General features: G+C 52.0%; 28 protein-coding genes, 1 pseudogene and 1 other annotated feature. Of the genes and pseudogenes, 14 read left to right on the top strand and 15 right to left on the bottom strand.

The window, feature by feature from the left end; genetic code table 11:
• Positions 1 to 115: 115 nt before the first annotated feature.
• The 5 genes from oppA (at position 116) to oppF (ending at position 5,859) form a co-directional block, all read left to right on the top strand.
• Positions 116 to 1,756: an oligopeptide ABC transporter substrate-binding protein OppA gene (gene oppA / locus ACOZIO_RS03385; RefSeq protein WP_129951611.1), complete on the top strand. Its 1,641-nt coding sequence runs from the start codon at positions 116 to 118 to the stop codon at positions 1,754 to 1,756.
• 187 nt (positions 1,757 to 1,943) lie between these two features.
• Entirely contained in the window at positions 1,944 to 2,864 is a 921-nt protein-coding gene (gene oppB / locus ACOZIO_RS03380; RefSeq protein WP_013575945.1) for an oligopeptide ABC transporter permease OppB, read from the top strand.
• A gap of 15 nt (positions 2,865 to 2,879) precedes the next feature.
• Positions 2,880 to 3,788 carry an oligopeptide ABC transporter permease OppC gene (gene oppC, locus ACOZIO_RS03375; protein WP_013575944.1) on the top strand — a complete coding sequence of 303 codons (909 nt, stop codon included), beginning with the start codon at positions 2,880 to 2,882 and terminating at the stop codon, positions 3,786 to 3,788.
• Between the two features lie 11 nt (positions 3,789 to 3,799).
• The gene (locus ACOZIO_RS03370) at positions 3,800 to 4,825 is read left to right on the top strand and encodes an ABC transporter ATP-binding protein (RefSeq protein ID WP_235172940.1); all 1,026 of its coding nucleotides are present in this window, start codon (positions 3,800 to 3,802) and stop codon (positions 4,823 to 4,825) included.
• A gap of 14 nt (positions 4,826 to 4,839) precedes the next feature.
• Positions 4,840 to 5,859, top strand: coding sequence for a murein tripeptide/oligopeptide ABC transporter ATP binding protein OppF (oppF, locus tag ACOZIO_RS03365; protein ID WP_205951566.1), 1,020 nt, complete (start codon positions 4,840 to 4,842; stop codon positions 5,857 to 5,859).
• Positions 5,860 to 6,080: 221 nt separating this feature from the next.
• Here oppF and ACOZIO_RS03360 read toward each other — a convergent pair whose 3' ends face one another.
• Both ACOZIO_RS03360 and cls read right to left on the bottom strand, forming a co-directional pair.
• The gene (locus ACOZIO_RS03360) at positions 6,081 to 6,404 is read right to left on the bottom strand and encodes an HI1450 family dsDNA-mimic protein (protein WP_013575941.1); all 324 of its coding nucleotides are present in this window, start codon (positions 6,402 to 6,404) and stop codon (positions 6,081 to 6,083) included.
• Between the two features lie 80 nt (positions 6,405 to 6,484).
• Complete coding sequence (gene cls / locus ACOZIO_RS03355) at positions 6,485 to 7,945, bottom strand: cardiolipin synthase (protein ID WP_129951609.1); 1,461 nt, start codon at positions 7,943 to 7,945, stop codon at positions 6,485 to 6,487.
• Positions 7,946 to 8,242: 297 nt separating this feature from the next.
• Here cls and ACOZIO_RS03350 point away from each other — a divergent pair, with 297 nt between their 5' ends.
• Positions 8,243 to 8,425 (top strand): YciY family protein, encoded by a 183-nt coding sequence (locus ACOZIO_RS03350; RefSeq protein WP_129951608.1) that lies wholly within the window; start codon positions 8,243 to 8,245, stop codon positions 8,423 to 8,425.
• Here ACOZIO_RS03350 and ACOZIO_RS03345 read toward each other — a convergent pair whose 3' ends face one another.
• From ACOZIO_RS03345 to ACOZIO_RS03335, 3 genes are all read right to left on the bottom strand, one after another.
• Entirely contained in the window at positions 8,426 to 8,587 is a 162-nt protein-coding gene (locus tag ACOZIO_RS03345; protein WP_217138343.1) for a YnfU family zinc-binding protein, read from the bottom strand. It lies immediately after the preceding gene.
• Between the two features lie 116 nt (positions 8,588 to 8,703).
• A complete protein-coding gene (locus ACOZIO_RS03340; protein WP_129951607.1) occupies positions 8,704 to 8,994 on the bottom strand; it encodes a zf-TFIIB domain-containing protein in 291 nt (96 codons plus the stop codon).
• Positions 8,995 to 9,157: 163 nt separating this feature from the next.
• Positions 9,158 to 9,454 (bottom strand): YciI family protein, encoded by a 297-nt coding sequence (locus ACOZIO_RS03335; RefSeq protein WP_129951606.1) that lies wholly within the window; start codon positions 9,452 to 9,454, stop codon positions 9,158 to 9,160.
• Between the two features lie 213 nt (positions 9,455 to 9,667).
• Between ACOZIO_RS03335 and ACOZIO_RS03330 the strand changes: the two genes are divergently transcribed.
• Positions 9,668 to 10,396: an energy transducer TonB gene (locus ACOZIO_RS03330; RefSeq protein WP_129990397.1), complete on the top strand. Its 729-nt coding sequence runs from the start codon at positions 9,668 to 9,670 to the stop codon at positions 10,394 to 10,396.
• Positions 10,397 to 10,484: 88 nt separating this feature from the next.
• Here the strand turns inward: ACOZIO_RS03330 and yciA are convergent, their stop codons facing one another.
• The 4 genes from yciA to ACOZIO_RS03310 all read right to left on the bottom strand — a co-directional run bounded on the left by yciA (position 10,485) and on the right by ACOZIO_RS03310 (position 12,939).
• Positions 10,485 to 10,925, bottom strand: a complete 441-nt coding sequence (gene yciA / locus ACOZIO_RS03325; protein WP_095921650.1) for an acyl-CoA thioester hydrolase YciA — start codon at positions 10,923 to 10,925, stop codon at positions 10,485 to 10,487.
• A 128-nt stretch (positions 10,926 to 11,053) separates the two neighbouring features.
• The gene (locus ACOZIO_RS03320; RefSeq protein ID WP_015697091.1) at positions 11,054 to 11,593 is read right to left on the bottom strand and encodes a septation protein A; all 540 of its coding nucleotides are present in this window, start codon (positions 11,591 to 11,593) and stop codon (positions 11,054 to 11,056) included.
• Positions 11,594 to 11,692: 99 nt separating this feature from the next.
• A complete protein-coding gene (locus ACOZIO_RS03315; RefSeq protein WP_421594928.1) occupies positions 11,693 to 12,448 on the bottom strand; it encodes a YciC family protein in 756 nt (251 codons plus the stop codon).
• Between the two features lie 89 nt (positions 12,449 to 12,537).
• Complete coding sequence (locus ACOZIO_RS03310; RefSeq protein ID WP_129951603.1) at positions 12,538 to 12,939, bottom strand: YkgJ family cysteine cluster protein; 402 nt, start codon at positions 12,937 to 12,939, stop codon at positions 12,538 to 12,540.
• Between the two features lie 291 nt (positions 12,940 to 13,230).
• Between ACOZIO_RS03310 and ompW the strand changes: the two genes are divergently transcribed.
• The gene (ompW, locus tag ACOZIO_RS03305) at positions 13,231 to 13,863 is read left to right on the top strand and encodes an outer membrane protein OmpW (protein ID WP_129951602.1); all 633 of its coding nucleotides are present in this window, start codon (positions 13,231 to 13,233) and stop codon (positions 13,861 to 13,863) included.
• Positions 13,864 to 13,933: 70 nt separating this feature from the next.
• On the opposite strand, the gene ACOZIO_RS03300 is transcribed toward ompW, so the two are convergent.
• The 6 genes and pseudogenes from ACOZIO_RS03300 to ACOZIO_RS03275 all read right to left on the bottom strand — a co-directional run bounded on the left by ACOZIO_RS03300 (position 13,934) and on the right by ACOZIO_RS03275 (position 21,042).
• Entirely contained in the window at positions 13,934 to 14,248 is a 315-nt protein-coding gene (locus ACOZIO_RS03300) for a BON domain-containing protein (RefSeq protein ID WP_129990395.1), read from the bottom strand.
• Between the two features lie 214 nt (positions 14,249 to 14,462).
• Entirely contained in the window at positions 14,463 to 15,272 is an 810-nt protein-coding gene (gene trpA / locus ACOZIO_RS03295) for a tryptophan synthase subunit alpha (protein ID WP_129951571.1), read from the bottom strand.
• A complete protein-coding gene (trpB, locus tag ACOZIO_RS03290; RefSeq protein ID WP_129951570.1) occupies positions 15,272 to 16,462 on the bottom strand; it encodes a tryptophan synthase subunit beta in 1,191 nt (396 codons plus the stop codon). The genes trpA and trpB overlap by 1 nt, the downstream gene beginning before the upstream one ends.
• Positions 16,463 to 16,506: 44 nt before the next feature.
• Positions 16,507 to 17,871: a bifunctional indole-3-glycerol-phosphate synthase TrpC/phosphoribosylanthranilate isomerase TrpF gene (trpCF, locus tag ACOZIO_RS03285; protein WP_217138338.1), complete on the bottom strand. Its 1,365-nt coding sequence runs from the start codon at positions 17,869 to 17,871 to the stop codon at positions 16,507 to 16,509.
• A 3-nt stretch (positions 17,872 to 17,874) separates the two neighbouring features.
• Positions 17,875 to 19,478: pseudogene (gene trpD, locus ACOZIO_RS03280) on the bottom strand (bifunctional anthranilate synthase glutamate amidotransferase component TrpG/anthranilate phosphoribosyltransferase TrpD).
• A 1-nt stretch (position 19,479) separates the two neighbouring features.
• Positions 19,480 to 21,042, bottom strand: a complete 1,563-nt coding sequence (locus ACOZIO_RS03275; RefSeq protein WP_129951566.1) for an anthranilate synthase component 1 — start codon at positions 21,040 to 21,042, stop codon at positions 19,480 to 19,482.
• A 56-nt stretch (positions 21,043 to 21,098) separates the two neighbouring features.
• Positions 21,099 to 21,201 (bottom strand) — a sequence feature (Trp leader region).
• A gap of 328 nt (positions 21,202 to 21,529) precedes the next feature.
• Between ACOZIO_RS03275 and rnm the strand changes: the two genes are divergently transcribed.
• The 6 genes from rnm to cobC all read left to right on the top strand — a co-directional run bounded on the left by rnm (position 21,530) and on the right by cobC (position 26,683).
• Positions 21,530 to 22,453 (top strand): RNase RNM, encoded by a 924-nt coding sequence (gene rnm / locus ACOZIO_RS03270; protein WP_129952123.1) that lies wholly within the window; start codon positions 21,530 to 21,532, stop codon positions 22,451 to 22,453.
• Positions 22,454 to 22,487: 34 nt separating this feature from the next.
• Entirely contained in the window at positions 22,488 to 23,108 is a 621-nt protein-coding gene (locus ACOZIO_RS03265; protein ID WP_129951565.1) for an L-threonylcarbamoyladenylate synthase, read from the top strand.
• A gap of 573 nt (positions 23,109 to 23,681) precedes the next feature.
• Positions 23,682 to 24,602 carry a 23S rRNA pseudouridine(2605) synthase RluB gene (gene rluB / locus ACOZIO_RS03260; protein WP_233432907.1) on the top strand — a complete coding sequence of 307 codons (921 nt, stop codon included), beginning with the start codon at positions 23,682 to 23,684 and terminating at the stop codon, positions 24,600 to 24,602.
• 135 nt (positions 24,603 to 24,737) lie between these two features.
• Entirely contained in the window at positions 24,738 to 25,292 is a 555-nt protein-coding gene (gene cobU, locus ACOZIO_RS03255; RefSeq protein WP_266060444.1) for a bifunctional adenosylcobinamide kinase/adenosylcobinamide-phosphate guanylyltransferase, read from the top strand.
• Between the two features lie 25 nt (positions 25,293 to 25,317).
• Entirely contained in the window at positions 25,318 to 26,070 is a 753-nt protein-coding gene (gene cobS / locus ACOZIO_RS03250; protein WP_217158991.1) for an adenosylcobinamide-GDP ribazoletransferase, read from the top strand.
• A gap of 16 nt (positions 26,071 to 26,086) precedes the next feature.
• Positions 26,087 to 26,683 (top strand): alpha-ribazole phosphatase, encoded by a 597-nt coding sequence (cobC, locus tag ACOZIO_RS03245; protein ID WP_129951561.1) that lies wholly within the window; start codon positions 26,087 to 26,089, stop codon positions 26,681 to 26,683.
• Positions 26,684 to 26,705: the final 22 nt, after the last annotated feature.

The raw sequence follows: 26,705 nt of genomic DNA, 5'->3' as shown, positions 1-26,705 counted from the left end.
ACATGGGGACCTTTCTTGAGCAATTCGTTCCTGCTTTTGAAATCCGTTGGCCCAGCAAGGGTTTATCTTGCACCCGAGCGTGCAAGTTCATAATAAAAACTGGAGTTGAATAAAAATGACCAACATCACAAAAAAAAATCTGCTGGCTGCCTGCATTATGGCTGCGGTCGGCGCGGTGTCAGTAAATAATGCATTTGCAGCTAATGTACCTGCAGGTGTAACCCTGGCAGCCAAACAAGAACTGGTTCGTAACAATGGCTCAGAAGTGCAGTCTCTCGACCCGCATAAAGTTGAAGGCGTACCAGAATCGAACGTTATCCGTGACTTGCTTGAGGGGCTGGTGAATACCGACAGCAAAGACGGCAGCGTTATTCCTGGTGTAGCAACCAGCTGGGAAAATAAAGATTTTAAAGTCTGGACCTTCCACCTGCGTCCGGAAGCAAAATGGTCAAATGGCGATCCTGTAACAGCTGAAGATTTCGTGTACAGCTGGCAGCGTCTGGCTGACCCTAAAACCGCCTCTCCTTACGAAAGCTATCTGCAATATGGTCATATCGAAAACATCGATGACATCATCACCGGTAAGAAAAGCCCGGATACTCTGGGTGTAAAAGCGCTCGATGATCATACCCTGCAAGTGACGCTGACCGAACCGGTTCCGTATTTCGTTAAAATGCTGTCTCACACCGCAATGAAGCCGGTAAACAAAAAAACAGTTGAGAAATTTGGCGACAAATGGACCCAACCTGAAAACTATGTGAGCAACGGCGCGTATAAACTGAAAACCTGGACCGTTAACGAACGTATTGTGCTTGAGCGCAGCCCGACCTATTGGGATAACGCCAGGACAGTGATCAATCAGGTGACTTACCTGCCTATTTCTTCTGAAGTTACTGATGTTAACCGCTACCGCAGCGGCGAAATCGACATGACTTATAACAACATGCCGATTGAACTGTTCCAGAAATTGAAAAAAGAAATTCCTACCGAAGTCCACGTTGACCCGTATCTGTGTACTTATTACTACGAAATCAATAATCAGAAAGCACCATTTACTGATTCACGCGTCCGTGAAGCCCTGAAACTGGGTCTGGATCGCGACATCATCGTGAATAAAGTGAAGGCGCAGGGCGATCTGCCGGCTTATGGCTATACTCCTCCTTACACTGATGGTGCAAAACTGACGCCTCCGGCCTGGTTCAAAGAGACTCAGGTGCAGCGTAACGAGCAGGCTAAAAAATTGCTGGCTGAAGCAGGTTATACTCCGGCTAAGCCGCTGACCTTTGAATTGCTGTATAACACCTCTGATCTGCACAAAAAACTGGCTATCGCCGCTGCCGCTATCTGGAAGAAAAATCTGGGTGTTGACGTGAAACTCGTTAACCAGGAATGGAAAACCTTCCTGGACAGCCGTCATCAGGGCAACTTTGATATCGCACGTGCCGGCTGGTGTTCTGATTACAACGAACCTTCTTCCTTCCTGAATACCATGTTGTCTGACAGCAGCAACAATACCGCTCACTATAAGAGCCCTGCCTTTGATAAAGACATCGCGGACACTCTGACCGTGAAAACTGACGAAGAACGTGCAGCGCTGTATCAGAAAGCGGAAACCCAGCTGGATAAAGACTCTGCCATTGTTCCTGTTTATTACTACGTGAACGCGCGTCTGGTGAAACCATACGTTGGCGGTTACACCGGTAAAGATCCGCAGGATAACGTCTACGTTAAAGACTTATACATCATCAAACACTAATTAATCAGTGTCAGGGCAAGGCAACCCCGAGCTGCCTTGCGCCTTATTTATTGATGAAGGTAATGTTTTTAGTGCCGGTTTTCGGTGCTGAAACAAAGAGCCACCACGGCGGCCATCACCCGATAGCCGCCGTGAGCAAGCCAAAACTATCAAGCTGTAGTGACAGGCTTAGAAACAGGTACGGGCAATGTTAAAGTTTATTTTACGCCGCTGTCTGGAAGCGATTCCGACGCTATTCATTCTGATCACCATTTCATTTTTTATGATGCGTCTCGCACCCGGCAGCCCTTTTACGGGTGAGCGTAATCTTCCGCCAGAAGTGATGGCGAACATTGAGGCGAAATATCACCTCAATGACCCAATGTATAAGCAATATTTCCATTATTTAGAACAACTGGCGAAAGGCGATTTTGGCCCGTCGTTCAAATATAAGGATTACACCGTTAATGATCTGGTTGCGGCCTCTTTCCCGGTTTCTGCGAAACTCGGTCTGGCGGCATTTATCATGGCGATTGTGTTTGGAGTGAGTGCGGGCGTTATCGCAGCACTGAACCAGAACACCAAATGGGATTACACGGTAATGGGTGTGGCGATGACCGGGGTAGTTATACCCAGTTTCGTGGTTGCGCCGTTACTGGTACTGATATTTGCCATCACGCTTAAATGGTTGCCTGGCGGCGGCTGGAATGGTGGTGGTGCCAAATATATGATCTTGCCGATGGTGGCGTTGTCACTGGCTTATATTGCCAGTATTGCGCGTATTACCCGTGGCTCAATGATCGAAATCCTGCATTCCAACTTCATCCGTACCGCACGTGCGAAGGGGTTGCCACTGCGTCGCATCATTTTGCGCCATGCGCTGAAACCCGCGCTGCTGCCGGTATTGTCATACATGGGACCGGCCTTCGTTGGGATCATAACCGGTTCGATGGTCATCGAGAGCATTTTCGGATTGCCAGGCATTGGCCAGCTGTTTGTTAACGGGGCATTAAACCGTGACTATTCACTGGTCCTGAGCCTGACCATTTTAGTGGGCGCACTGACCATTCTGTTCAATGCGATCGTCGACGTGCTTTACGCCGTCATCGACCCGAAAATCCGTTATTAATGCCGGAGTACGTCAATGATGTTAAGTAAGAAAAATAGCGACGTCGTGGAAAACTTCAGCGAAAAACTTGAAGTTGAAGGCCGCAGTCTGTGGCAGGATGCACGACGCCGTTTTATGCACAACCGTGCGGCGGTCACCAGTCTGATCGTGCTGGCATTTATTGCCTTATTCGTGGCATTTGCGCCGATGTTATCCCAGTTTTCCTATGATGATACCGACTGGAATATGATGTCAGCCGCGCCTGACTTTGCTTCTCACCATTATTTCGGGACTGACTCTTCAGGCCGTGATTTGCTGGTGCGTGTGGCGATCGGCGGACGTATTTCCCTGATGGTCGGTGTGGCGGCAGCGTTAGTGGCCGTGATTCTCGGCACGCTTTACGGATCATTGTCCGGTTATCTGGGCGGTAAAATAGACTCCGCAATGATGCGTTTGCTGGAAATTCTCAACTCCTTCCCGTTTATGTTCTTCGTTATCCTGTTGGTGACCTTCTTCGGGCAAAACATCCTGCTGATATTCGTGGCAATCGGGATGGTATCCTGGCTGGATATGGCGCGTATCGTGCGTGGACAAACACTCAGTCTCAAGCGTAAAGAGTTCATCGAGGCGGCGCTGGTGAGTGGTGTGAGCACGCGCAATATCGTCCTGCGCCACATTGTTCCCAATGTGCTGGGCGTTGTCGTGGTCTATGCATCGCTGCTGGTGCCGAGCATGATTTTGTTTGAATCCTTCCTGAGCTTCCTGGGACTGGGTACGCAGGAGCCACTGAGCAGTTGGGGCGCGTTGTTAAGTGATGGCGCCAACTCGATGGAAGTTTCACCGTGGTTACTGCTGTTCCCGGCAGGCTTCCTGGTGGTAACTCTGTTTTGTTTCAATTTTATCGGCGATGGCTTGCGTGATGCCCTCGACCCGAAAGATCGTTAAGGAGTGCCACCATGAGCACCATTGAACATTCCACTTTTGCGGCACCCGCTGCGGTTGACGGTAAAGTCCCGCCAATCTTGCTTGACGTTCAGGATCTGCGCGTCACCTTCGAAACACCAGACGGTGATGTGACTGCGGTCAATGACCTGAATTTCGATCTGCGTGCCGGTGAGACGCTGGGCATTGTGGGTGAGTCCGGTTCAGGTAAATCACAGACCGCTTTTGCCCTGATGGGGTTGCTGGCCAGTAATGGCCGCATCGGCGGTTCGGCGAAATTTAACGGACGCGAAATCCTCAATCTGCCGCAACAACAGCTTAATAAGTTGCGCGCAGAACAGATTTCAATGATTTTTCAGGATCCGATGACCTCTCTCAACCCGTACATGCGTGTGGGCGAACAGTTGATGGAAGTCCTTATCCTGCATAAAAAAATGAGCAAGCGTGAAGCGTTTGAAGAATCCGTACGCATGCTGGACGCGGTGAAAATGCCCGAAGCCCGCAAACGTATGAAAATGTTCCCGCATGAATTCTCCGGTGGCATGCGCCAGCGTGTGATGATCGCAATGGCGTTGCTGTGCCGCCCTAAATTGCTGATTGCCGATGAGCCAACCACAGCGCTGGACGTGACCGTGCAGGCGCAAATCATGACATTACTGAATGAACTGAAATCTGAGTTCAACACAGCAATCATTATGATTACCCATGACCTTGGCGTGGTGGCCGGTATCTGCGACAAAGTACTGGTGATGTATGCCGGGCGCACCATGGAATATGGCCGTGCACGGGATGTGTTTTATGAACCTTGTCATCCTTATTCCATCGGTCTGCTCAATGCGGTTCCCCGCCTTGATGCCGAAGGTGGCGCGATGCTGACTATTCCGGGCAATCCGCCAAACTTGCTGCGTCTGCCTAAAGGCTGTCCGTTCCAGCCCCGCTGTCCGCATGCGATGGATATCTGCTCTTCGGCACCGCCGCTTGAGCGTTTCGGCGATGGCCGTTTGCGTGCATGCTATAAGCCGCTGGAGGAACTGGTATGACAGACAACACAATCATGAACAGTGCGGCAATAAATACCCATGCGCCTGAGAAAAAAGTTCTGCTCGAAGTGGCAGATCTTAAAGTCCATTTCGACATCAAAGACGGTAAACAATGGTTCTGGCAGCCTTCGAAGACCCTGAAAGCCGTTGACGGTGTGACCCTGCGCCTTTATGAAGGGGAAACGCTGGGCGTGGTGGGGGAGTCAGGTTGCGGTAAATCGACCTTTGCCCGTGCACTGATTGGTCTGGTGAAAGCCACTGACGGCCGTGTTGCCTGGCTGGGTAAAGATCTGCTGAATATGTCGGACAGCGAGTGGCGTCATACGCGCAGCGATATCCAGATGATTTTCCAGGATCCGCTGGCTTCCCTGAACCCGCGGATGACCATCGGCGAAATCATCGCTGAACCCCTGAAAACGTATAATCCGAAAATGCCTCGCCTTGAAGTGAAGGAAAAAGTGAAGGCAATGATGTTAAAGGTCGGGCTGTTGCCTAACCTGATTAACCGTTATCCCCATGAATTCTCCGGGGGGCAATGTCAGCGTATTGGCATTGCGCGTGCACTGATCCTTGAGCCGAAACTGATTATCTGTGATGAACCTGTCTCGGCACTGGATGTGTCTATTCAGGCGCAGGTGGTTAACCTGCTTCAGCAGTTGCAGCGTGAAATGGGGTTGTCACTGATTTTCATCGCACACGATCTGGCCGTGGTGAAGCACATCTCTGACCGTGTTCTGGTGATGTACCTCGGGCACGCTGTTGAACTGGGCACCTATGATGAGGTCTATAACAATCCTCAGCACCCGTATACCCGTGCACTGATGTCTGCAGTGCCGGTGCCGGACCCGGACAAAGAGCGCAACAAAGTGATTCAGTTGCTTGAAGGGGAATTACCTTCACCCATCAATCCACCCTCAGGCTGTGTGTTCCGCACCCGCTGTCCGATTGCCGGACCTGAATGTGCAATCACCCGTCCGTTGCTGGAAGGCAGCTTCCGCCATGCGGTATCCTGCCTGAAAGTGGATCCGCTCTGATGATTTGATCTGAACGGAAAGCATAAAAAAACCTGCCACTGGCAGGTTTTTTTTCATCTTCGTATTCTTCTGCTAAGTCATTCAGATTGGGTCAAGGCGGCAACTGAATGACAAATCGGTCAGGAAACGATTTTAAAAGCGCTAGCGCTGGCCCGCAGGGTGAGCCTCAGGGGGGAATGAAAGCAGCCACACAGAACCAGTCTGAAGGTCGACGGAGAAGATTACTCTTTCCACAAAATGTGGCAAAGTTTATGGTCTTTCTCGCGACACAGCAGAACACGGGCAAAGATATCATTGATAGGCTGGTCTTCCGCATCAGCCAGACCAATCACTACTTCAGCAAAGAAGTCCGGATTTAAGTCAAAATCCACATGCTCAACCCAGTCTTCAGCCGGATCATATAATTCAGCGCCACCACGTTCTTCAAATTGCAGATTGAAGATCAAAATATCTGCAGGATCAAGGTTATCTCCGGCCAGTTCCAGAAAGATGTCGTAGGCTTGTTCAAGCGTTTCGTCTTCGGTCAGGCGATTATTCAGGTCCATATCATTCTCGTTTACAGATGAGTGTATTCAGGCTGGTTCAAGCCGGTACTGCGTATATTACATCATGCCCGCCGCGGCTTTTACAGCAGCGGACTGAAAAAGTAGAACAAACGTTCGACGATGCGGTGCCAGAAAGGACGTTTAAGCCAGGCTTCCACATCCAGCAAATGTGAGCGGGCGATATAATCTTCCTGCACATGGCCTAAATCATCACCAAATCCGGCGTCATCAATGACCAGCGTTATCTCAAAATTGAGCCACAGGCTGCGCATATCCAGATTCACGGTACCGACCAGACTGAGCTGACCATCGACCAGGATACTTTTGGTATGCAGCAGACCGTCTTCGAACTGATAAATTTTGACACCGGCTTCCAGCAATTCGCCAAAAAAAGCCTTACTTGCCCAGTCCACCATCATTGAGTCGTTCTTCATCGGCAGAATGATACTGACATCCACCCCGCGCTGCGCTGCGGTACAAATTGCGTGCAGCAAATCATCACTTGGCACGAGATACGGCGTCGTCATAACCAGCTGTTCGCGTGCAGAATAGGTGGCGGTCAGCAGCGCCTGGTGGATCATATCTTCCGGGAAGCCCGGACCGGAAGCGATCACCTGAATAGTATGGCCGCTCTCCTGCTCGAACGGCATCTGGTTGAGATCCGGTTCCGGCGGCAGAATACGTTTACCGGTTTCAATCTCCCAGTCGCACGAATATACAATGCCCATCGTGGTCGCGACAGGGCCTTCCATACGGGCCATCAAATCAACCCACTGGCCAACGCCAGCATCTTGTTTAAAGTAACGCGGGTCAACCATATTCATGCTGCCGGTATAGGCGACATAGTTGTCGATAAGTACCACTTTACGGTGCTGGCGCAGATCCATACGACGCAGGAACACACGGAAAAGATTCACCTGTAACGCTTCAACGACTTCGATACCGGCGTTGCGCATCATTGCCGGATAGGGGCTGCGGAAAAAGGCAACGCTGCCCGCAGAATCCAGCATCAGACGGCAATGAATACCACGGCGTGAAGCCGCCATCAGAGATTCCGCGACCTGATCAACCAGACCGCCCGGCTGCCAGATATAGAACACCATTTCGATGTTGCTGCGCGCCAGCCCGATATCTCGCATCATTGCGTGAAGCACGTCATCGCTGGTGGTCAGCAATTGCAACTGATTGCCTTTTACGCCGGCAATACCCTGACGGCGCTCGCAGAGCTGGAAAAGTGAGGCGGCAATTTCACTGTTCTCAGTGGCAAAAATACGCTTACAGTCTTTGAGATCATTGAGCCAGCGGGCAGTGGAAGGCCACATGGCTTTTGCCCGTTCAGCACGGCGTTTGCCTAAGTGCAATTCCCCAAATGAGAGATAGGCAATAATACCGACCAGCGGAATGATGTAGATGATCAACAGCCATGCCATGGCTGACGGAACTGCGCGGCGCTTCATCAGAATGCGTAAGGTGACGCCGGCAATCAGTAACCAGTAACCGAAAACCAGAAGGCCACTGATTACCGTATAAAATGTTGTCATAAAGGCGAAAAGTCCTGTTCGCAAGCCATCGGCATGAGTGTACGTGAAAGGAGAAACCTTTTAACTAACTTTATCCTGCTAATCAATCAGCTACCTCTGTAATGTGTTTCCGGTTAATAAAAGGGTCATCGTCCTGATATCAATGTTAGCTGATAACGTGGAAGCAGGAGGAAAACAAGACTTGGATCACAACGTCATCAGCCTATAATGTTCCGCAGTTTTTCCGCTTAAGACACTTTCTGTAAAAGAAGCGCTTTCGTTAAAGAAGCAGCCACGGGCATTACGGGACACAAGTGAATGAAACGCAGTAAAAATGAAGTCGGCCGGTGGCGGATGTTGCGCCAGTCTCAACGCAGGAGAAGTCGCTGGCTGGAAGGGCAGTCAAGGCGCTATCGCCACATTTATCGTATCCGTCAAATCCATCATCAGCAGCACCAGCGTCTTGCGCTGTATGCCGTGAACTACGAATGGAATGCCTGATTAGCGGGATTTAGGCTGAAAAAGCGCACCACATTTTTTGCAGACCAGAGTGGAGTTTTTGCGCACCTTCGCGCTTATCTGTTCCGAAACATAACCGCATTCCGGGCAGGTGACCTTCGTGGTCGTGCTGGTTAGAAACTTCAGTCCGTCGAAGAATGACATAATGCTTACCTCATGGGCAGGGGTAAACATTCTAACACAGAAGCGATGAATGCAATGTGACGGCATGCGGGGAATCACGCCATGAGGTGTGATGTCATGGCGTGGGATGACAGAAATCAGTCGAAAAGCTCTGAAAGGAAGCTCTTCTTTTTATAGGGCTTTTGAGACGAGTAATGTCCGCGGTTGTCGTAATTGCCTTGCGGCCGATGATCATCCCGACGGTCACGTTCTTCGTAGCGTGCCGTTGCAGGCCGTTCTGTGGGCTGTGACGCAGCAGATTTCTCGATGATTTTATCCAGCTCACCGCGATCCAGCCATACACCGCGACAGTCAGGACAATAATCGATTTCAATGCCCTGACGTTCGGACATCACTAACTGACTTTCTTTACATACCGGACATTGCATATCGGATTCTCCGCTCTGTTGTTAAAGGAAAAGGCCGCAGGTAACTGTTTGAGTAACCGGATATTTAGACAATCAACTGACGTAAGCAAAAGTAAAGTTGATTAAAGGGAGGGCAGGAAGGCGCGGAGAACCACGGGCAGCCCGTTAAACTGCCCGTAAAACATCAAAATACGCGTTTGAATGGTTTGACGGTCACGGCTTTATATACACCCGCTTTAACGTACGGGTCGGCATCCGCCCACACTTTGGCATCTTCCAGCGTCTCGAATTCGACAATCAGTACGGAACCGGTCATTCCGGCCGCACCTGGATCTTCGCTGTCTATGGACGGCGTCGGGCCCGCAATCAGCACGCGGCCTTGTTCATGTAATTTTTTCAGGCGTTCGATATGAGCAGGGCGTGCCGCAGCGCGTTTTTCCAGCGAGTCAGAAACATCTTCAGAATAAATAACGTAAAGCATGAGTCACCTTTAAAGGGGGGTTATTGAGCAATTTTAGGCAACAAGATGCTGCCTGACCATTTTGCAGAATTAACATAGCTAAACCTGAAGTCCGGGGAAAGCGCTTTGCGTAGGATCAAACCAGAGGTTATTTGAGAATAGTTGTCATCTCGGTGTTGAATATGATTGCTATTTACATTTAAACTTGCGGCTTCACGGGGAAAATGAATCATTATGCCGCTAAAAAAGTTTAGATTTATCCGCAAGGTGACAGTACCGGTGGTCCTTGCCGTCAGTTTACATGTCGCAGTCATTGCCGGTGTGTTGTATATGACGGTGGGCAAGTCCATCAAATTGCCCAACCAGGATCAAAAGGTGATGAGCGTAACGATGGTCAATCCGGCCGACTTTGCACCGCCGCCGCCGCCACAACCTGAACCGACACCACCGGCGCCGGAACCGCAACCTGAAGTCGTGCCAGAACCACCGCCGCCGCCTGAGGCTGTTGTCATTCCGCAACCCCCTAAGCCGAAGCCAAAACCGGTGAAGAAGCCGGTTGTTAAACCGAAGGTGAAGCCTGTTGAACGGCCGGTCGAAAAGCCGACGCAAACAGTAAAAACTGCGCCCGTCACCAGCAACCAGCCGTTCACGAAACCTGTTAGCCAGCCACCGGCATCTGCCAATGCGCAGAGCGATACCGGCCCGCGGCCATTGCAACGAGGCGAACCGGCTTATCCGGCGCGTGCACTGGCTTTACGTATCGAAGGGCGTGTCCGCGTGCAGTTTGATGTGGACAGTGATGGCCGCGTGCAGAACATACGTGTTCTTTCCGCTGAGCCGCGCAATATGTTTGAGCGCGAAGTGAAACAGGCGATGAGCAAATGGCGCTATGAACCGAAGGCTGCCAGTAATCTTGTTGTGAACCTGGTGTTCAGAATTAAAGGCGGTTCTGCTGTCGAATAAGCCGCAAGCTGGCATTACCTGTGATTTATATGCAAAAAAGGTCGCCCCGGGAGGCGACCTTTTTACTTAACGGTAGTGTAAAACCGTCTTAATCCTGAGAAACACCCTCGGAATCGACACTGAAATTGCTGCGACCATCAGGCAACTGGCGCGATTTTCCTTCGTCATCCACAGCGACGTAAGTAAATACCGCTTCAGTGGCTCTGTAACGCTGACCGATAGGCTCAGAAGAGACCTTCTTCACCCATACTTCCACATTGATGGTGATCGAGCTGTTACCGGTACGGATGCAGCGTGCATAACAGCACACCACATCACCGACAGCCACCGGTTTAAGAAACGTCATGCCGTCAACGCGTACGGTCACTACGCGACCCTTGGCAATTTCCTTCGCCTGAATCGCACCGCCCATATCCATCTGTGACATCAGCCATCCGCCAAAGATATCACCATTCGCATTGGTGTCTGCTGGCATAGCCAGCGTACGCAACACCATTTCACCATTGGGTAAGCTATGTTTTTCGTTCATAAAGTGGCTTCACACAAAGCCCGCCATATTTCAGGCCGCAGACGTGTTGGCTGCATTCAGTCACCCGAATCATGTGGGGCTTAATAATAAGTAAGGCCTTTCAAAGAAAGGCCCGTGCAGAAGAATGCTTATTTTTTTTCATCGTCCGGCATATGCCGGTAAATGTAAACACCGCTTAACAGCGTAAAGACCAATGTCAGCACGGTCAGGCCGAAGACCTTGAAGTTAACCCAGATATTTTGCGGTAACCAGAATGCCACGTAAATATTAGCCAGCCCGCACAGCAGGAAAAAGATGGCCCAGCTGACGTTCAGTTTATTCCATACGTGATCCGGCAAAGTCAGTTCTTTGCCCAACATGCGCTGGATTAAAGGCTTTTTCAGCACCAGCTGGCTAATCAGTAGTGCGCCGGAGAACAGAACATAGATAACCGTCACTTTCCATTTGATAAATTCATCATTATGGAAAACCAGTGTCAGGGTGCCGAAAACAGCGACCATCGCGAAGGTGATTAACGTCATCTTCTCGATTTTGCGATACAGGATCCAGGTAATGACTAACGCTAACGCAGTGGCAGCAATTAATGCGCCAGAAGCGACAAAAATGTCGTAAAGCTTATAAACCACAAAAAAAACAATCAGGGGAAGAAAATCGAGGAGCTGCTTCATACTTCATTCCATGTTTTACGTATGGTATGACTATACCGGAATCATTTCGCGGACAAAAGAAAAGGGCGCCGGAGCGCCCCTGAAAAAGTGATGTCTCTGTTAAGCATGTAATTTCATGTAAAGACGGAACAGATAAATCAGCATGAAGGCACTGATAATATTACTCAGTGCGCCGAGTATCACTGCCCCAATCATTGGATTCAACGCGCTCAGCACGCCAACAAACAACATCAGTACGACCTGGGCAACGATCCACAGCATCACGGCCGGGGCAACCAGGCGGACATGGCTGAAGGCCTGACGGGTGCTCAGACGCATCGCTTTGAACACGCCCGCATTCTCTTTACAGGAAATAACCGGTGCCATTGACCATGCAATCGCAATCAGGAAGGCCGGAACAAACAGCAGCGCCAGGCCGATACGGAACATGATGCTGTAAATAAACAACAAAATGGCCAGACGTGGCAAGACAGGCAGCGACGCGGTCATAATTTGCGTGATACTGGCGCGAATGCCCTGGGAAACCAGCTGGATCAACGTCAGGACACCGCCAACCAGAATAACGTTTCCGGCAAGCGTTGACAGCAAAGCGGCCAGGCTGTAACGGAAAATCGCGCTTTGCTGCTCCGGAGTTACCTGCTGTTCAATGTATCCCATCATATCGCCGACGTTCATGCCGGTGATGTTGCTCATCAGTTGCCCGATAGCCTCGATCTGTTCAGCTGAGGGACTTAACACCCAGCTTAATATGACGGTGATTAGTGCGGCCAGAACCGAAAGCGCCAAAACGCTACTCATCTGATTACGCAAAAAATTATAACTGTCACGGTACAATGTACTGGCCGTGATAGACATGGACGCTCCTTGGCAAAAAGCAAAAATCAATAAGGCGGGGATTGTACCCTTTAAATGCCTCCCGCCGATAGTTTTGCGCTGTTTTCCTATCAGACCTGTCGATGAATCTCTGCCGGAACGCAACTGAGGTGGGTGAGATCAATGGTCGGCAAATCGACATTCAGAGGAGGTAAACCATATTGAGCCCGGGCACGATCGCAGGCGGCATTGGTGACACCATTCAACCCTGACTGATCGAATTCGCGACACGGTGTGGGCCGGTTGAGGTAAACAGAACAGGAAACCGCGTGTCCCACTTCTCCCTCCAGGGCAACACAGCGCGGCGTTTTACTGTTTGTGCCTTGCATGCAGCTCAGGAAAGGAGTGACCTGTTCTGTCAATGCCTGCGGAACACATCCGCCAGCCTCTTCAGACTCAGCCCAGTAAAATGAAACGCGAAAATAAGCGCAGCATGCGCCACAGGTCATACAAGGATTGTTAATTTCGCCCATCCTGGAAGCTACCGACTCCTTACGGCACCCAACCAAAACCAACAGTGAGTAAGCAAATTACTCAGCGCTATTTTTTTTAGCAACTGAAATATCACGTGTTAACAAAACATCAAAATCTCCTCATTTTTGATTCAGATCAATTCCTTTGTTTTTATAGATTTAGATCGCTTTGCGGAAGATGCATTTTCTTACTTTTTGTTTTAAAGATGTGATCCCGCATTGATCAAACCATACCAAAGAGTAGGTATCATGCGCGCCGTTGATAAATAATCCACACAAAGGGAAGGGACAATGAAAGCAGCATATTGGGCATTAGTCGCAGCAGCGGCATTTCCGGCAGTCTCAAGCGCACATCAGGCAGGGGATGTGATTTTTCGCGTAGGGACAGCCACGGTTCGTCCGACCGAAGGTTCGGACAATGTACTGGGCCTGGGTTCTTTTAATATCAATAACAACACGCAGATGGGGTTAACCCTTGGCTACATGTTTACGGACAATCTCGGCATGGAGTTGCTGGCAGCGACACCGTTCCAACACAAAGTCGGTCTGCAAAGTACCGGAACGATTGCAGAAGTGAAACAGTTACCCCCGTCTCTGATGGCACAGTATTACTTTGGTGACCGGCAGGATAAATTGCGTCCGTACCTCGGTGTGGGTATCAACTACACCACCTTTTATGACACGGATTTCAACCAGACGGGTCGTGATGCCGGGCTTTCAGATTTAAGTGTCAAAGATTCCTGGGGGGTGGCCACACAAGCCGGTCTCGATTACAACCTGGACGATAACTGGTTGATTAACATGTCTGTCTGGTGGATGGATATTGATACGGAAGTTAAATTCAAAGCCGGTGGCGAGCAGCAAAACATCAACACCCGGATCGACCCATGGGTCTTTATGTTTGGCGTCGGCTATCGTTTCTGATCTTTAAAAAGACGGCACAAAAAAGAGGCGCTTCGGCGCCTCTTCGATTTTCTGTTTAGAGACTTACTGACTATTTCAGCCGCATGTCATTCTCAATAGAACGCACACCGGCCACGCCGCGAGTGACTTCAACTGCACGGTTTGCATCCGCTGTTGATGTCACAAAACCACTCAACTGCACACGGCCTTTAAAGGTCTCTACGCTGATCTCAGTGGATTTAATGCTCTTATCTGCCAGCAGTGCAGATTTAACTTTGGTTGTCACGACGGTGTCATCGATATAACCCCCTGTTCCTTCTGATTTTTTAGTCGGCGCACAAGCGGCAACAGCCATGACCACAACCGCTGCCATGCAGAACGCGGACAATGTTTTGAATAGCTTCATAAATAACTCTCCATGATTTGTTATAAAACCAAAAGAAACAAACTCTTACGGAATCAGCGATATTCACATCGTGCAAAATATCATTGATGTACAGAGTAATTTTAGTGTGGATTATTAAAAGGAGTAATACAAATTAAGCGGAGTTAAAAATAGTAAGAAATTAAAAGAAACAGAACCTTAGTCACTCTGTGGCTGAGGTTCTGTCAGAGAATATTTACTGAGGACGTGTGGCCGCTTTCATTTCACTGACGAAACGGGAAAGCTGAGCCAACATTTCGGAAGGCTGATGCTGATTGTTTTCGATAATGCGCACCGTCGCTGAACCGGAAATAGCCCCGGCAGCTCCCGCAGCCAGCGTTTCTTTCACCTGCGCAGGTTCGGAGATACCGAAACCCTGTAAAGGCGGCGCTGCATGGTATTCACGAAGCTTATCCACTAAGTGATTCAACGGCGTCAGTGCACGTTTTTCCGTCCCCGTCACACCTGCGCGTGACAGCAGATAAGTATATCCGCGGCCATGGGACGAAATTTCACGCAGCAAATCATCAGAAGCATTTGGCGGGCAGATAAAGATAGGGGCGATGCCGTGGCGCAACGCGGCAGCACGGAATGGCGCAGACTCTTCAAATGGCACATCGGCAACCAACACCGAATCAACACCCACTTCAGCGCAACGCTGATAGAAGGTTTCAATGCCGTTGTGGAACACAAGATTGGCATACATGAGCAGCCCAATCGGGATATCCGGATGTTTTTCACGGATGCGTGCCAGCATATTGAAGCATTGTGTCGGCGTCACACCCGCAGCAAACGCGCGCAGGTTTGCATTCTGAATGGTCGGGCCATCAGCCAGAGGATCGGAGAACGGGACACCCAGTTCCAGTGCGTCGGCACCGGCTTCAATCAGCGTATCGATAATTGACAGTGACAGCTCAACGCCCGGATCGCCCAGCGTGACGAAAGGAACAAACGCCCCTTCTTTTTTGCTTTCCAGACGCTTGAATAATTGCTGATAACGTTCCATTAAATTTCTCCCCGGGCAGTCAGGATGTCGTGTACGGTGAAAATGTCTTTGTCGCCGCGTCCGGACAGGTTAACCACCAGAATCTGTTCTTTTTCTGGCGTTTCCTTGATCAGTTTCAGCGCGTAAGCCAGCGCATGAGAGGATTCCAGGGCCGGAATAATCCCTTCATGGCGGGACAATTCTTTAAACGCGTCCAGCGCCTCATCATCGGTGATTGAGACATATTCTGCACGGCCAATGCTGTTGAGGAAGGCGTGTTGCGGACCAACAGACGGAAAATCCAGACCGGCAGAAATAGAGTAAGACTCTTCAATCTGGCCTTCTGAAGTTTGCATCATTGGCGCTTTCATGCCGAAGTAAATGCCCACGTGGCCATGTTTCAGCGGGGCACCATGTTGGCCGGTTTCAATGCCCAGACCGCCGGGTTCGACGCCAATCAGCTTCACACTGGTATCGTCGATAAAATCGGCAAACATACCGATCGCATTAGACCCCCCGCCGACGCAGGCAATGACGGCATCCGGCAGACAGCCTTCTCGTTCCTGCATTTGTGACTTGGTTTCTTCGCCGATCATGCGCTGGAATTCACGTACGATGGTCGGATACGGATGGGGACCTGCTGCCGTCCCGAGCATGTAGTGCGATTTCTCATAGCTGCCGGACCAGTCACGCAGCGCCTCATTACAGGCATCTTTCAACGTGGAAGAACCGCTGTGCACCGGGATGACTTCAGCCCCCATCAGACGCATACGGAATACGTTTGGCGACTGACGCTCAATGTCTTTTGCGCCCATATAAATGCGGCATTTCAGGCCGAGCAGTGCACAGGCCAGTGCCGATGCCACGCCATGCTGACCTGCACCGGTTTCGGCGATGATTTCCGTTTTGCCCATGCGTTTGGCCAGCAATGCCTGACCCAACACCTGGTTAGTTTTATGTGCGCCGCCATGCAGCAAATCTTCACGCTTAAGATAAAGCTTGGTTTTGGTTCCTGCTGTCAGGTTCTTACACAGGGTCAGCGCCGTCGGACGGCCTGCGTAGTTTTTCAGTAAATCAATGAATTCAGCCTGAAACTCAGGGTCGCGTTGCGCACTGACAAAAGCTTCTTCCAGCTGAGCCAGCGCAGGCATCAGAATTTGCGGGACGTACTGGCCGCCAAATTCGCCGAAGTAGGGATTAAGTAAAGTCATGTTATTGCGTCCTGTCTGTCAATTTTTGCGTCATTGCGTGCGGCTTAATACGCCCGCAATGTCTGGAATACGGCGGTAATTTTTTCAGCATCTTTGATGCCAGGTTCGCTTTCAACACCGGAGTTGAAATCCAGCCCTGCGCAACCGAGCTGCGCGGCCTGGACGCAATTATCAGCGCTTAGTCCGCCAGCCAGCAGCACATTGCTCAAATCCTGCCCGGCCAGCGTGCTCCAGTCGAAACGATAACCGGTGCCACCTTTACCGTTGTCCAGCACGTAGCGGTCAACGTGATTCAGGTTGCGTGCCGGAACGGTGTCTTTGACACTCAGCGCCTTCCAGATCTGAACCGTTTGCGGCAATGCTGTGCGCAGTGCGTCGATATACGCCTGGCTTTCATCTCCATGAAGTTGCACGGCGGTCAGACTCAGGGTCTGCGCGGTTTCTGCCACCTTACTGACTGGCTCATCACGGAATACGCCGACATATTTAAGCGGCGCACCGTTCTGTACTTCTTTCGCCAGCGTTTGGGTTACGAAGCGCGGTGACGCTTGTACAAAGATCAATCCGCCATAAATAGCGCCAGCCTGGTGCGCGGCTTTGGCATCCTGAGGGCGGGTCAGGCCACAGACCTTGTTTTCACCCAGCAGCACGCGACGCACGGCGCTGCTCAGGTCTTGTTCTGACATCAGGGCGCTGCCGATCAGGAAGCCATTGGCGAAGCGGCTGAGTTCACGGATTTGTCCGTAGGTATTAATACCTGATTCACTGATGACCGTGACACCATGCGGTACACGCGGTGCCAGCTCACGGGTGCGGTTAAGGTCGATGGATAAATCGCGCAGGTCACGGTTATTGATACCGACGACTTTGGCTTTCAGTTTAACAGCGCGATCCAGTTCTTCTTCATTACTGGCTTCCGTCAAAATACCCATGTTCAGGCTGTGTGCCACGGCCGCCAGCTGAACGTACTGAGCATCATCGAGCACGGAGAGCATCAGCAAAATGGCATCGGCCTGATAGAAACGGGCCAGATGGATCTGATACGGGTCGATAATAAAATCTTTGCACAGCACCGGCTGTGTGACGGTTTTACTCACCAGCGGCAGGAAATCAAAACTGCCCTGGAAGTATTTCTCGTCCGTTAAAACGGAGATGGCGGAAGCGTAGTCTTTATACACGCTGGCGATTTCTACCGGATCGAAATTCTCGCGGATCTTACCTTTCGACGGAGAAGCTTGTTTACATTCCAGAATGAAGGCCGTTCTTGCCCCTTGCAGGGCATGGTAGAAACTGCGCTGGCTCTGTGTAATGTCATTCTGAAAGCTGGCCAGTGGTTGCTGTTCTTTGCGTGCCGCGACCCAAATTTCTTTATCGCGAACAATTTTGTGGAGCACCGTTTCCTGCTGCATCACTTATCCTCTTGCTGCCAGTGCCACCACGCGCTGGTAGGGTTCACCGCTGCGCATGACGGCCAAAGCCTGTTGTGCGTTTTGCTTTAAATCTTCCTGACCGAACAGACGCAGTAACATCGCCACATTGACGGCTACCGCAGCTTCATGGGCCGGATCTCCTTTACCTTGTAATAAGCGTGCCAGAATGTCACGGTTTTCTTCCGGCTCACCGCCCAGCAGGGATTCAATCGGATAATTATCCAGACCGAAGTCCTGTGGTGTCAGTTCGTAAGTGGTTATCTGACCGTCTTTCAGCTCCGCAACCAGCGTTGCTGCGTGGATCGCCACTTCATCCATCCCACCACCGTGAACCACTGCCGCACGTTCATAACCCAGCGCCCGCAATGTTTCTGCAATCGGTAGCACCAGTTCAGGGCTGTATACGCCAATCAGTGCCAGCGGCGGACGCGCCGGGTTAATCAGCGGACCCAGCACGTTAAACAGGGTGCGGGTTTTGAGTGATTTACGTACCGGCATCGCATGACGGAAACCGGTGTGGTATTGCGGCGCAAACAGGAAACACACGCCCAGATCATCCAGCGCGGCCCGTGATTCTTGCGCAGGCATATCCAGACGGATGCCAAACGCGGCCAGTAAATCGGAAGAACCCGAACGGCTGGATACACTGCGGTTGCCGTGTTTGGCGACCCGGGCTCCGCAGGCCGCCGCGACAAATGCGCTGGCGGTGGAAATATTGATGCTGTTGGTGCCGTCGCCACCGGTGCCGACAATGTCCGCGAACGCATAATCAGGACGCGGGAACGGCTCGGCGTGCGACAGTAACGCTTTGGCGGCTCCGGCGATTTCAGCCGGTTGTTCGCCGCGCACTTTCATGCTGATTAATGCCCCGGCCAGTTGCGCCGGTTCGAGTTCGCCCTTCACGATGGCGGTAAATAGCTGCTGGCTTTCTTCCTGCGTCATCGTCTGAGCGCGAAACAGGTTTTCGAGAATGCCGGGAATAGTTTGCGTTTGCATGACAGTTCTCCTTACGCCAAAGCCCAGGCCAGTGTCTGCTCAAGCAAACGGGCGCCCTGTGAAGTTAAAATAGATTCCGGGTGGAACTGGAATCCACAAACCCGATCTTCTTCGTGACGTACTGCCATCACCATATCGCCGTAACGGGCGTTGACGGTCAGCCCGTCGGGGATCTGGCTGCCCACCAGCGAGTGATAACGCGCGACCGGCAGCGGGTTGTGCATGCCGGCAAACATCGCTTCATTGTCATGCGTAATTGCCGAGGCTTTACCGTGCAGGATTTCCCCGGCCTGCCCGACGAAACCACCGTAGGTTTCCACAATCGCCTGATGGCCGAGACAGATACCGATAATCGGCAACTGACCGCGCAGACGTTTGAGCAACTCTGGCATGCAACCGGCTTCGGAAGGTGTACCCGGTCCCGGCGAAAGCACCAGCACCGGTTTTTCCAGCTGACTGAGTTTTTCGATAATGACGTCAGCCGGGATCTGATTGCGGTAAATCACCACGTTGTGGCCGCTTGAACGCAACTGATCGACAAGGTTGTAAGTAAAGGAATCGACGTTATCGATGAGTAAGATATCGGCCATCTTAAAATACCTCTTTCGCATTATGGGCGGTGGCGATGGCACGCAGCACAGCACGGGCTTTATTACGGGTTTCGTCGGCTTCGGCTTGCGGAACGGAATCAAGTACCACGCCGCCGCCAGCCTGTACGGTGGCGATGCCGTCTTCGACATAGGCCGAGCGGATTACGATGCAGGTGTCTAAATCACCGTGAGCGGTGAAATAACCGACTGCGCCGCCGTAACTGCCGCGACGGGTTTGCTCGGAGGCTGAAATCAACTGCATGGCGCGAACTTTCGGTGCGCCGGTCAGCGTGCCCATGTTCATTACTGCCTGATAGGCGTGCAGGACGTCCAGGTCATGACGCAGTGTGCCGACGACGCGGGACACCAGGTGCATCACGAAAGAGTAACGGTCAACTTTGGTCAGGTCGGCGACATAACGGCTGCCCGGCTCACAGATACGCGCCAGATCATTACGTGCTAAATCCACCAGCATCAGATGCTCGGCCAGTTCTTTATGGTCAGTACGCATTTCCAGTTCAATACGGCTGTCGAGATCCAAATCCAGTGAACCGTCAGCACGACGGCCACGCGGACGTGTCCCGGCAATCGGATAAATTTCAATCTGACGGTTTGTCGCATCGTATTTCAGTGCGCTTTCCGGAGAGGCACCGAACAAGGTGAAATCGTTGTCCTGCATGAAGAACATGTACGGGCTTGGGTTGTTGTTTTTGAGTGTTTCATACGCTGCCAGTGGGGCAGGGCACGGCAGTGAGAAGCGACGGGAAGGGACTACCTGGAAAATCTCACCGGCGCGGATCGCCACTTTCATCTTCTCCACCACAGCACCAAACTCTTCATCACTCTGATTTACGCTCAGTTGCATCTCCGGCACGCTCTGGTGCGGAATGGCATGAGGGGGTAATTGTAACTGGTGTTGCAGTTGTTCAAGGCGAGTATGCAGACGCTGTTTCTCTTCCGGTGACGGCGTAAACAGGCTGGCCTGCAAGCGGCATGAACGGTTCTGGTGGTCCAGCACCAGCAGTGTTTCTGCCAGGTAGAAGCAAAAATCCGGGCACCGCTGGTCGGATTCTAATACCGGTAAATCTTCAAAACCGGCGACCAGATCGTAAGCAAACAGACCGCCGAGGAACATCGCTTCGCGCTCATCAGCGGGTGTTTCCACCGAGGTCAGGATACTGCGCAATGCATCAAACACGGAGCGTGAACGCAGACGGGCGTCTTCGTCCTGCATCTGGTCAATGGACGGGAAGCGCAGTTCGCGTCCGTTCGGACGCACATCGTTGCGAATTTCAGCCGGTAACGCGGCGTCAATCAGTGAGAGTAATGACGCGCCGTTTGGCGTCAGTGCCTGAATTAAAACCCGGGAACCGAGTGCAGTGATACGCAGTGCGCTGTCCACAATCAGCAGGCTCTGAAGATTTTCTTTGCTGGTCACTTCGGAGGACTCCAGCAGCAGGGTCGCCGGACGGGCACCACACAACTGGTGAAAAATGGCCGTCGGGTCGCCGCGGTAACATCCTTCTGCGGTCAGCAATTCTAAACGTGGTTTCTGAATAGTCATTTTGCTTCCTGAAATTTTTTCAACGTTTGTGTGAAACGGATTTCTGATAGGCGGCCACAAAAAAGCCCGCATTATGCGGGCTTCGGGAATCTTGCAGCGTCTGATGACAGCTATGCGTGATTACTCCGCCCGCCAAGGGGAAGTACGCCACCAGCTGAGAACCGCCATCATGTGAGTTTTCATCATCAGACACTCTTGTTTGTTTATAGAAGCTATCGTCTTTAAAACGTAAGCTTTCTGAATCGGTTTGTCACGCCGTTCATTGCTGAACTGCCCCGTGAACTTGCGTACTAGTAAACTAGTTCAGCGGTATAAAGTCAACCCTCTTTTTCCACCATTCCCAACATCAGTGCGCCTGTAGGGTGCAAAAAGTGTTAAAGCACCATAACAGCGCGTAATGACCGGGTGAAATCATCCCTAACGTGTAAAGTCCTAACGCGTTATGATATGCACTGCATTCAGAAACAGGTTAAATCCGCACGTGACGATGACTTTGCCAACAAACACTTTGCCTTCAGCAGACGACCAGACAACCCGCTCCGCCTTTACTCTTTACGATCTCCACAGCCATACCACCGCCTCTGACGGCTATTTAACACCGCAAGCGCTGGTGGCGCGTGCTGTAGAAATGCGTGTCGGCGTACTGGCGATCACCGATCACGACAGCACGGAAGGGCTGGCGCGCGCGGCGCAGGCGATAGCTGATAATCATCTGCCGTTGCAACTGGTAAACGGTGTCGAGATTTCTACGCTGTGGGAAAATCATGAGATTCATATTGTCGGGCTGGGCATCGACCCGGCCCATCAGGCGATGGTGGATTTACTGAAAGCGCAGGCGGAATTACGCCAGCAGCGCGCCCGGGAAATGGGGCGACGCCTGGCGAAAGCGCGCATCGAGGGGGCATGGGAGGGGGCATTACGTCTGGCCGATGGCGGCGCCGTCACCCGTGCGCATTTTGCCCGCTATCTGGTGGAAACTGGCGTGGCTGACAACATTGCGCAGGTGTTCAAAAAATACCTCGCCAAGGGCAAGACCGGCTACGTTCCGCCACAGTGGTGTACAATAGAACAAGCGATTGATGCGATTCATCAGTCTGGCGGACAGGCGGTAGTCGCCCACCCGGGACGTTATGACCTGTCCACAAAATGGCTGAAACGCTTACTGGCGTTCTTTGCCGAACAAGGCGGTGATGCCATGGAAGTCGCACAATGTCAGCAGGCACCGAATGAGCGTGCTCAACTTGCGGCTTATGCCCGTGATTACCAGTTGCTCGCCTCGCAGGGGTCTGATTTCCATCAGCCTTGCTCGTGGATTGAACTGGGGCGAAAACTTTGGCTTCCTGCAGGCGCAGAGCCGGTCTGGCAACACTGGCCGTCCCCGGGAGAACAGCCTGAAATTGAACCGGTCTGAAGCACGACCGCAGAAGAAGAATTAAGAGGGAACAATGAGTCAATATTTTTATATCCATCCGGAAAACCCGCAGCCCCGCCTGATTAATCAGGCCGTAGAATTGCTGCGCAAAGGGCAGGTTATTGTCTATCCGACAGATTCCGGTTATGCGCTCGGTTGCCGTCTGGAAGAGAAAAACGCCATGGAGCGTATTTGTCGTATCCGTCAGTTAGACAGTAACCATAACTTCACGCTGGTATGCCGGGATTTGTCTGAGCTATCGACTTACGCGCATGTTGATAACGCGGCTTTCCGGCTGATGAAAAACAACACGCCGGGTAATTACACTTTTATCCTGAAAGCCACCAAAGAAGTACCGCGCCGCCTGATGAGCGAAAAACGTAAGACGATTGGCCTGCGGGTGCCCTCCAATCCGATTGCGATTGCCTTACTGGAAGCGCTGGGTGAGCCGCTGATGTCTACCACACTGATGCTGCCGGGCAATGATTTTGCAGAATCTGATCCTGAAGATATCAGAGATCATTTGGGTAAAGTTGTGGATCTGGTGATCGATGGCGGTTCTATCGGCCAGCAGCCTACCACAGTGATTGATCTGACCGAAGCGGCGCCGGAAGTGGTGCGTGAAGGTGCGGGTGATCCCGCGCCTTTCCGGTAACGATTGTTGGAAAAATAAACAGCCCGTACAAACCATTGCAGGATACAAATTGCGGATAACTGTGTATAATGGCGGGCTGGCTTTTTTATAAGTCATTGTAATAATACGTAATAACTGAATTTTGGCGGGCAGACGAGGGTCAACGTCGTGCTGCCGGCTCCCCCCGACGCCTGTGAAGGCGACAAATGAGGCTGCTCAATGAGCGAGAAGTATAATTCCCAGAAACACACCAGCGACAAAGCCAAAGGGTCACGTCCATCTGGTGACAAGCCCAAAAGTGGCAGAAATTCCGGCGCAGCAAAAAGCCGTCCGGAGCCGTCACGGGCTGAAAAACGCGGCGAAAAGCCACGTACTGATAAACCACGCAGCGACAAGCCGCGTTCAGACAAACCACGTTCTGACGCAGGCCGCGGCGATTCACGTATCGAAAATTCCCGTATTGAAAAACCACGTACAGGCAAGCCCGGCCGTCCGGAAAATGCCCGTGGTGAAAAGCCTCGCGCGCCGCTGAAACCGCGCGGGACAAAACCCAAAGCTGAAGCACTGTTTGATGAAAACGGTGACGAAGAAGAAGTGAAATACCAGAAGCCGAAGAACGCGCTGGACAGCACCGAAGGGCAAAGCGAAAAACTGCAAAAAGTCCTCGCTCGTGCGGGCCACGGTTCACGTCGTGAAGTCGAAGCGATGATTCAGGCTGGCCGCGTCAGCGTCGACGGTAAAATTTCTACGCTGGGCGACCGCGTGGAAGTCACCGGCGGCACCAAAATTCGTCTCGATGGCCACGTTCTGTCAGTGATGGAATCACAGGACACCGTTTGCCGCGTGCTGGCGTATTACAAGCCGGAAGGCGAGTTATGTACACGCAGTGATCCGGAAGGGCGCCCGACCGTTTTTGACCGTCTGCCAAAAATGCGCGGTTCCCGCTGGATCGCAGTAGGCCGTCTGGACGTTAACACCTCGGGTCTGCTGTTATTCACTACCGACGGTGAACTGGCTAACCGCCTGATGCACCCGAGTCGTGAAGTTGAGCGCGAATATGCCGTGCGCGTTTTCGGTCAGGTTGATGATGAAAAAATCAAACAACTGAGCCGTGGTGTGCAGCTGGAAGACGGCCCTGCGGCATTCCGCTCGATCAAGTTCCAGGGCGGGGAAGGTCTGAACCAGTGGTACAATGTGACCCTGACAGAAGGGCGCAACCGCGAAGTTCGTCGTCTGTGGGAAGCCGTTGGCGTACAGGTAAGCCGTCTGATCCGCGTACGTTATGGGGATCTGAACCTGCCTAAAGGCCTGCCTCGCGGCGGCTACAAAGAGCTGGATCTGCCGGATATTAACTATCTGCGTACACTGGTCGACATGACCGAAGAAACCGTCAGTAAGTTGCCGGTTGAGCGTGACCGTCGCCGTGTAAAAGCCAACCAGATCCGTCGTGCTGTTAAGCGCCACACTCAGGTTGCACCGGCCCGTCGAACTACCGGTCCGGCAAAACGGGGTTAATCGCTGACAAGCGAGGCACTTGTGTCTATGCTCATAAACCGCAGTCTGTGACTGCGGTTTTTTTTGCTCAAAATTCAGGGCGTAGCCATCTTCTGTTACACACCCTGTTTATGAATACAATGCAAGGAGCCGATTATGATGTTGATTACCGGAGGTGCCCGCAGCGGCAAGAGCCGTTTTGCCGAGCAGGTGGCAGAGAAACGCGGGGGCGAAGTATTGTATATCGCCACGTCGGTCGTAACCGATGCGGAAATGGCGGAGCGTATCCGTTATCACCAGCAACAACGCCCGGCTCACTGGCATACGTTTGAAGGTTACCGGGATCTGGGAAACATCATCCTCGAGCATCAGGTACAGTTTCCGACCATTATTATCGAGTGCATCACGACGCTGATGACCAATCTTTTGTTTGATATTGCCGGTGAAACATCGGTGGAAGATATGGATTTTGAAGCGATAGAGCAGCATATTTTTGCGCAAACCACGCAACTGACGAAAGTTGCGCAACAGGCTGACTCCGAAGTGATTATCGTCACCAATGAAGTCGGAATGGGCATTGTGCCGGATAACCTGCTGGCGCGACGTTTTCGTGATATCGCCGGGCGGGTGAATCAGCAACTGGCGGCTGCGGCGGACGATGTCTACCTGATCGTATCCGGCATCCCGGTTCCGGTGAAAACCTCGGAATAAAACGATGAAGGAAAGGGAATTTATTATGGCCTTATGGCGACTGTTTCTCGCAACGTTGCAGTTTCTCACCCGTATCCCGGTCAGGGAACGCTGGTGTGACGGCATCGGACTGAAAGAGTATGCGCGCGGTATTGTGTGCTTTCCGCTGGTCGGGCTGGTCATTGGGTTACTGACCGCGCTGGTGTGGCTGTTTCTGCTGCCGCACGTCGGGGTGCTACCGGCGGCGATTGCCGTTGTCATCGTACATATCATGCTGACCGGCGGTTTACATCTCGACGGGCTGGCTGACAGTTGCGACGGCTTATTTTCCGTGCGCAGCCGGGAGCGGATCCTGGAAATTATGCGCGACAGCCGCATTGGCACCTACGGCGCACTGGCACTGATTGTGGCTGTTCTGCTTCGTACTGCGTTGATTTATCAGCTCAGCGCCGACGGACTGCCAGTGCTGACATGTCTTATCCTCACGCCGGTGGTCGGGCGTGGCATGATGGCGGTGATGATGTACCGTCAGGCCTATGCCCGCGAGTCGGGAATGGGCAATTTATTTATCGGTAAAATCAGCGAGGGGCATTTTTATATCACCTTGTTGCTGATGGCCTTTCTGACGCTGATTGTCGGCGGATTCACGACACTGCCGGCACTGCTTATTACACTGACAGGTGTGCTGGGCTTACGGTATTTTATCGCCCGGCGTATCGGTGGCCAGACCGGCGATACGTTGGGCGCAGCGTGCGAGTTGAGCGAACTGCTCTTCCTGTTTTTCCTGTTATGGCACTGAGAAAAGGGACTCAATAATGAAACTGTATCTGATACGGCACGGACAAACTCAGGCTAATGTTAACGGCGTATTTTGTGGCAGCAGCGACATTGTGCTGACTGCGGAGGGGGAGCGACAGGCGCAGCATGTGGCGCGTCAGCTGGCTGCTACGCCGCTGGATGCCCTGATCCATACCGATATGCGCCGCAGCCGTGATATGGCCGGTATCATTGCCCACGGGCGCGAACTGACGATAGAGACTCAGCCATTGTTGCAGGAGATGGCGTTTGGCGAGTGGGAAATGCGTCATCACAATGAACTCGAAGCCTCACAGGCAGAAGGCTATCAGGCCTGGTGTCAGGACTGGCAAAAGGCCGAGGTGCCACAGGGGGAATCCTTTACGGCGTTCACCTCGCGTATCCGTCAGGCCTTGCAGCAGTTGCATTTGCGTCCGCAGGAAAGCAGGCTCGCGATAGTGGCACATCAGGGTTCACTCAGCCTGTTGCTGGCGATGATGCTTAAGCTGGCACCTGCGGATATGTGGCGTTTCCCGTTTAAACAAGGCTGTTTGTGTGAAATTGATCTCAGCCCCGGCACTTGTGTGATTCAGCGCTTTAACGACAGCGGTATTTAACTTTTCAAACACGTAAGGACGA

Origin of the sequence: Rahnella sp. PD4 (genome assembly GCF_049199325.1) — a bacterium.
Classification (GTDB): domain Bacteria; phylum Pseudomonadota; class Gammaproteobacteria; order Enterobacterales; family Enterobacteriaceae; genus Rahnella; species Rahnella perminowiae.
Note: the sequence above shows the minus strand (reverse complement) of the source record. Positions and strands in the feature narration are given on the sequence as shown.

Excerpts from the sequence above, each read along its gene's own strand:
- trpA (WP_129951571.1), bottom strand. The coding sequence starts at position 15,272 with ATGGAACGTTATCAGCAATTATTCAAGCGTCTGGAAAGCAAAAAAGAA.
- oppB (WP_013575945.1), top strand. The coding sequence starts at position 1,944 with ATGTTAAAGTTTATTTTACGCCGCTGTCTGGAAGCGATTCCGACGCTA.
- trpB (WP_129951570.1), bottom strand. The coding sequence starts at position 16,462 with ATGACTTTACTTAATCCCTACTTCGGCGAATTTGGCGGCCAGTACGTC.
- cobS (WP_217158991.1), top strand. The coding sequence starts at position 25,318 with ATGGCCTTATGGCGACTGTTTCTCGCAACGTTGCAGTTTCTCACCCGT.
- cls (WP_129951609.1), bottom strand. The coding sequence starts at position 7,945 with ATGACAACATTTTATACGGTAATCAGTGGCCTTCTGGTTTTCGGTTAC.
- ACOZIO_RS03315 (WP_421594928.1), bottom strand. The coding sequence starts at position 12,448 with ATGTCTATCACGGCCAGTACATTGTACCGTGACAGTTATAATTTTTTG.
- ACOZIO_RS03275 (WP_129951566.1), bottom strand. The coding sequence starts at position 21,042 with ATGACTATTCAGAAACCACGTTTAGAATTGCTGACCGCAGAAGGATGT.
- cobC (WP_129951561.1), top strand. The coding sequence starts at position 26,087 with ATGAAACTGTATCTGATACGGCACGGACAAACTCAGGCTAATGTTAAC.
- cobU (WP_266060444.1), top strand. The coding sequence starts at position 24,738 with ATGATGTTGATTACCGGAGGTGCCCGCAGCGGCAAGAGCCGTTTTGCC.
- ACOZIO_RS03345 (WP_217138343.1), bottom strand. The coding sequence starts at position 8,587 with ATGTCATTCTTCGACGGACTGAAGTTTCTAACCAGCACGACCACGAAG.
- oppF (WP_205951566.1), top strand. The coding sequence starts at position 4,840 with ATGAACAGTGCGGCAATAAATACCCATGCGCCTGAGAAAAAAGTTCTG.
- oppC (WP_013575944.1), top strand. The coding sequence starts at position 2,880 with ATGATGTTAAGTAAGAAAAATAGCGACGTCGTGGAAAACTTCAGCGAA.
- ACOZIO_RS03350 (WP_129951608.1), top strand. The coding sequence starts at position 8,243 with ATGAAACGCAGTAAAAATGAAGTCGGCCGGTGGCGGATGTTGCGCCAG.
- rnm (WP_129952123.1), top strand. The coding sequence starts at position 21,530 with ATGACTTTGCCAACAAACACTTTGCCTTCAGCAGACGACCAGACAACC.
- yciA (WP_095921650.1), bottom strand. The coding sequence starts at position 10,925 with ATGAACGAAAAACATAGCTTACCCAATGGTGAAATGGTGTTGCGTACG.
- ACOZIO_RS03320 (WP_015697091.1), bottom strand. The coding sequence starts at position 11,593 with ATGAAGCAGCTCCTCGATTTTCTTCCCCTGATTGTTTTTTTTGTGGTT.
- ACOZIO_RS03330 (WP_129990397.1), top strand. The coding sequence starts at position 9,668 with ATGCCGCTAAAAAAGTTTAGATTTATCCGCAAGGTGACAGTACCGGTG.
- ACOZIO_RS03265 (WP_129951565.1), top strand. The coding sequence starts at position 22,488 with ATGAGTCAATATTTTTATATCCATCCGGAAAACCCGCAGCCCCGCCTG.
- ACOZIO_RS03370 (WP_235172940.1), top strand. The coding sequence starts at position 3,800 with ATGAGCACCATTGAACATTCCACTTTTGCGGCACCCGCTGCGGTTGAC.
- ACOZIO_RS03360 (WP_013575941.1), bottom strand. The coding sequence starts at position 6,404 with ATGGACCTGAATAATCGCCTGACCGAAGACGAAACGCTTGAACAAGCC.
- oppA (WP_129951611.1), top strand. The coding sequence starts at position 116 with ATGACCAACATCACAAAAAAAAATCTGCTGGCTGCCTGCATTATGGCT.
- ACOZIO_RS03335 (WP_129951606.1), bottom strand. The coding sequence starts at position 9,454 with ATGCTTTACGTTATTTATTCTGAAGATGTTTCTGACTCGCTGGAAAAA.
- ACOZIO_RS03340 (WP_129951607.1), bottom strand. The coding sequence starts at position 8,994 with ATGCAATGTCCGGTATGTAAAGAAAGTCAGTTAGTGATGTCCGAACGT.
- ACOZIO_RS03310 (WP_129951603.1), bottom strand. The coding sequence starts at position 12,939 with ATGGGCGAAATTAACAATCCTTGTATGACCTGTGGCGCATGCTGCGCT.
- trpCF (WP_217138338.1), bottom strand. The coding sequence starts at position 17,871 with ATGCAGCAGGAAACGGTGCTCCACAAAATTGTTCGCGATAAAGAAATT.
- ompW (WP_129951602.1), top strand. The coding sequence starts at position 13,231 with ATGAAAGCAGCATATTGGGCATTAGTCGCAGCAGCGGCATTTCCGGCA.
- ACOZIO_RS03300 (WP_129990395.1), bottom strand. The coding sequence starts at position 14,248 with ATGAAGCTATTCAAAACATTGTCCGCGTTCTGCATGGCAGCGGTTGTG.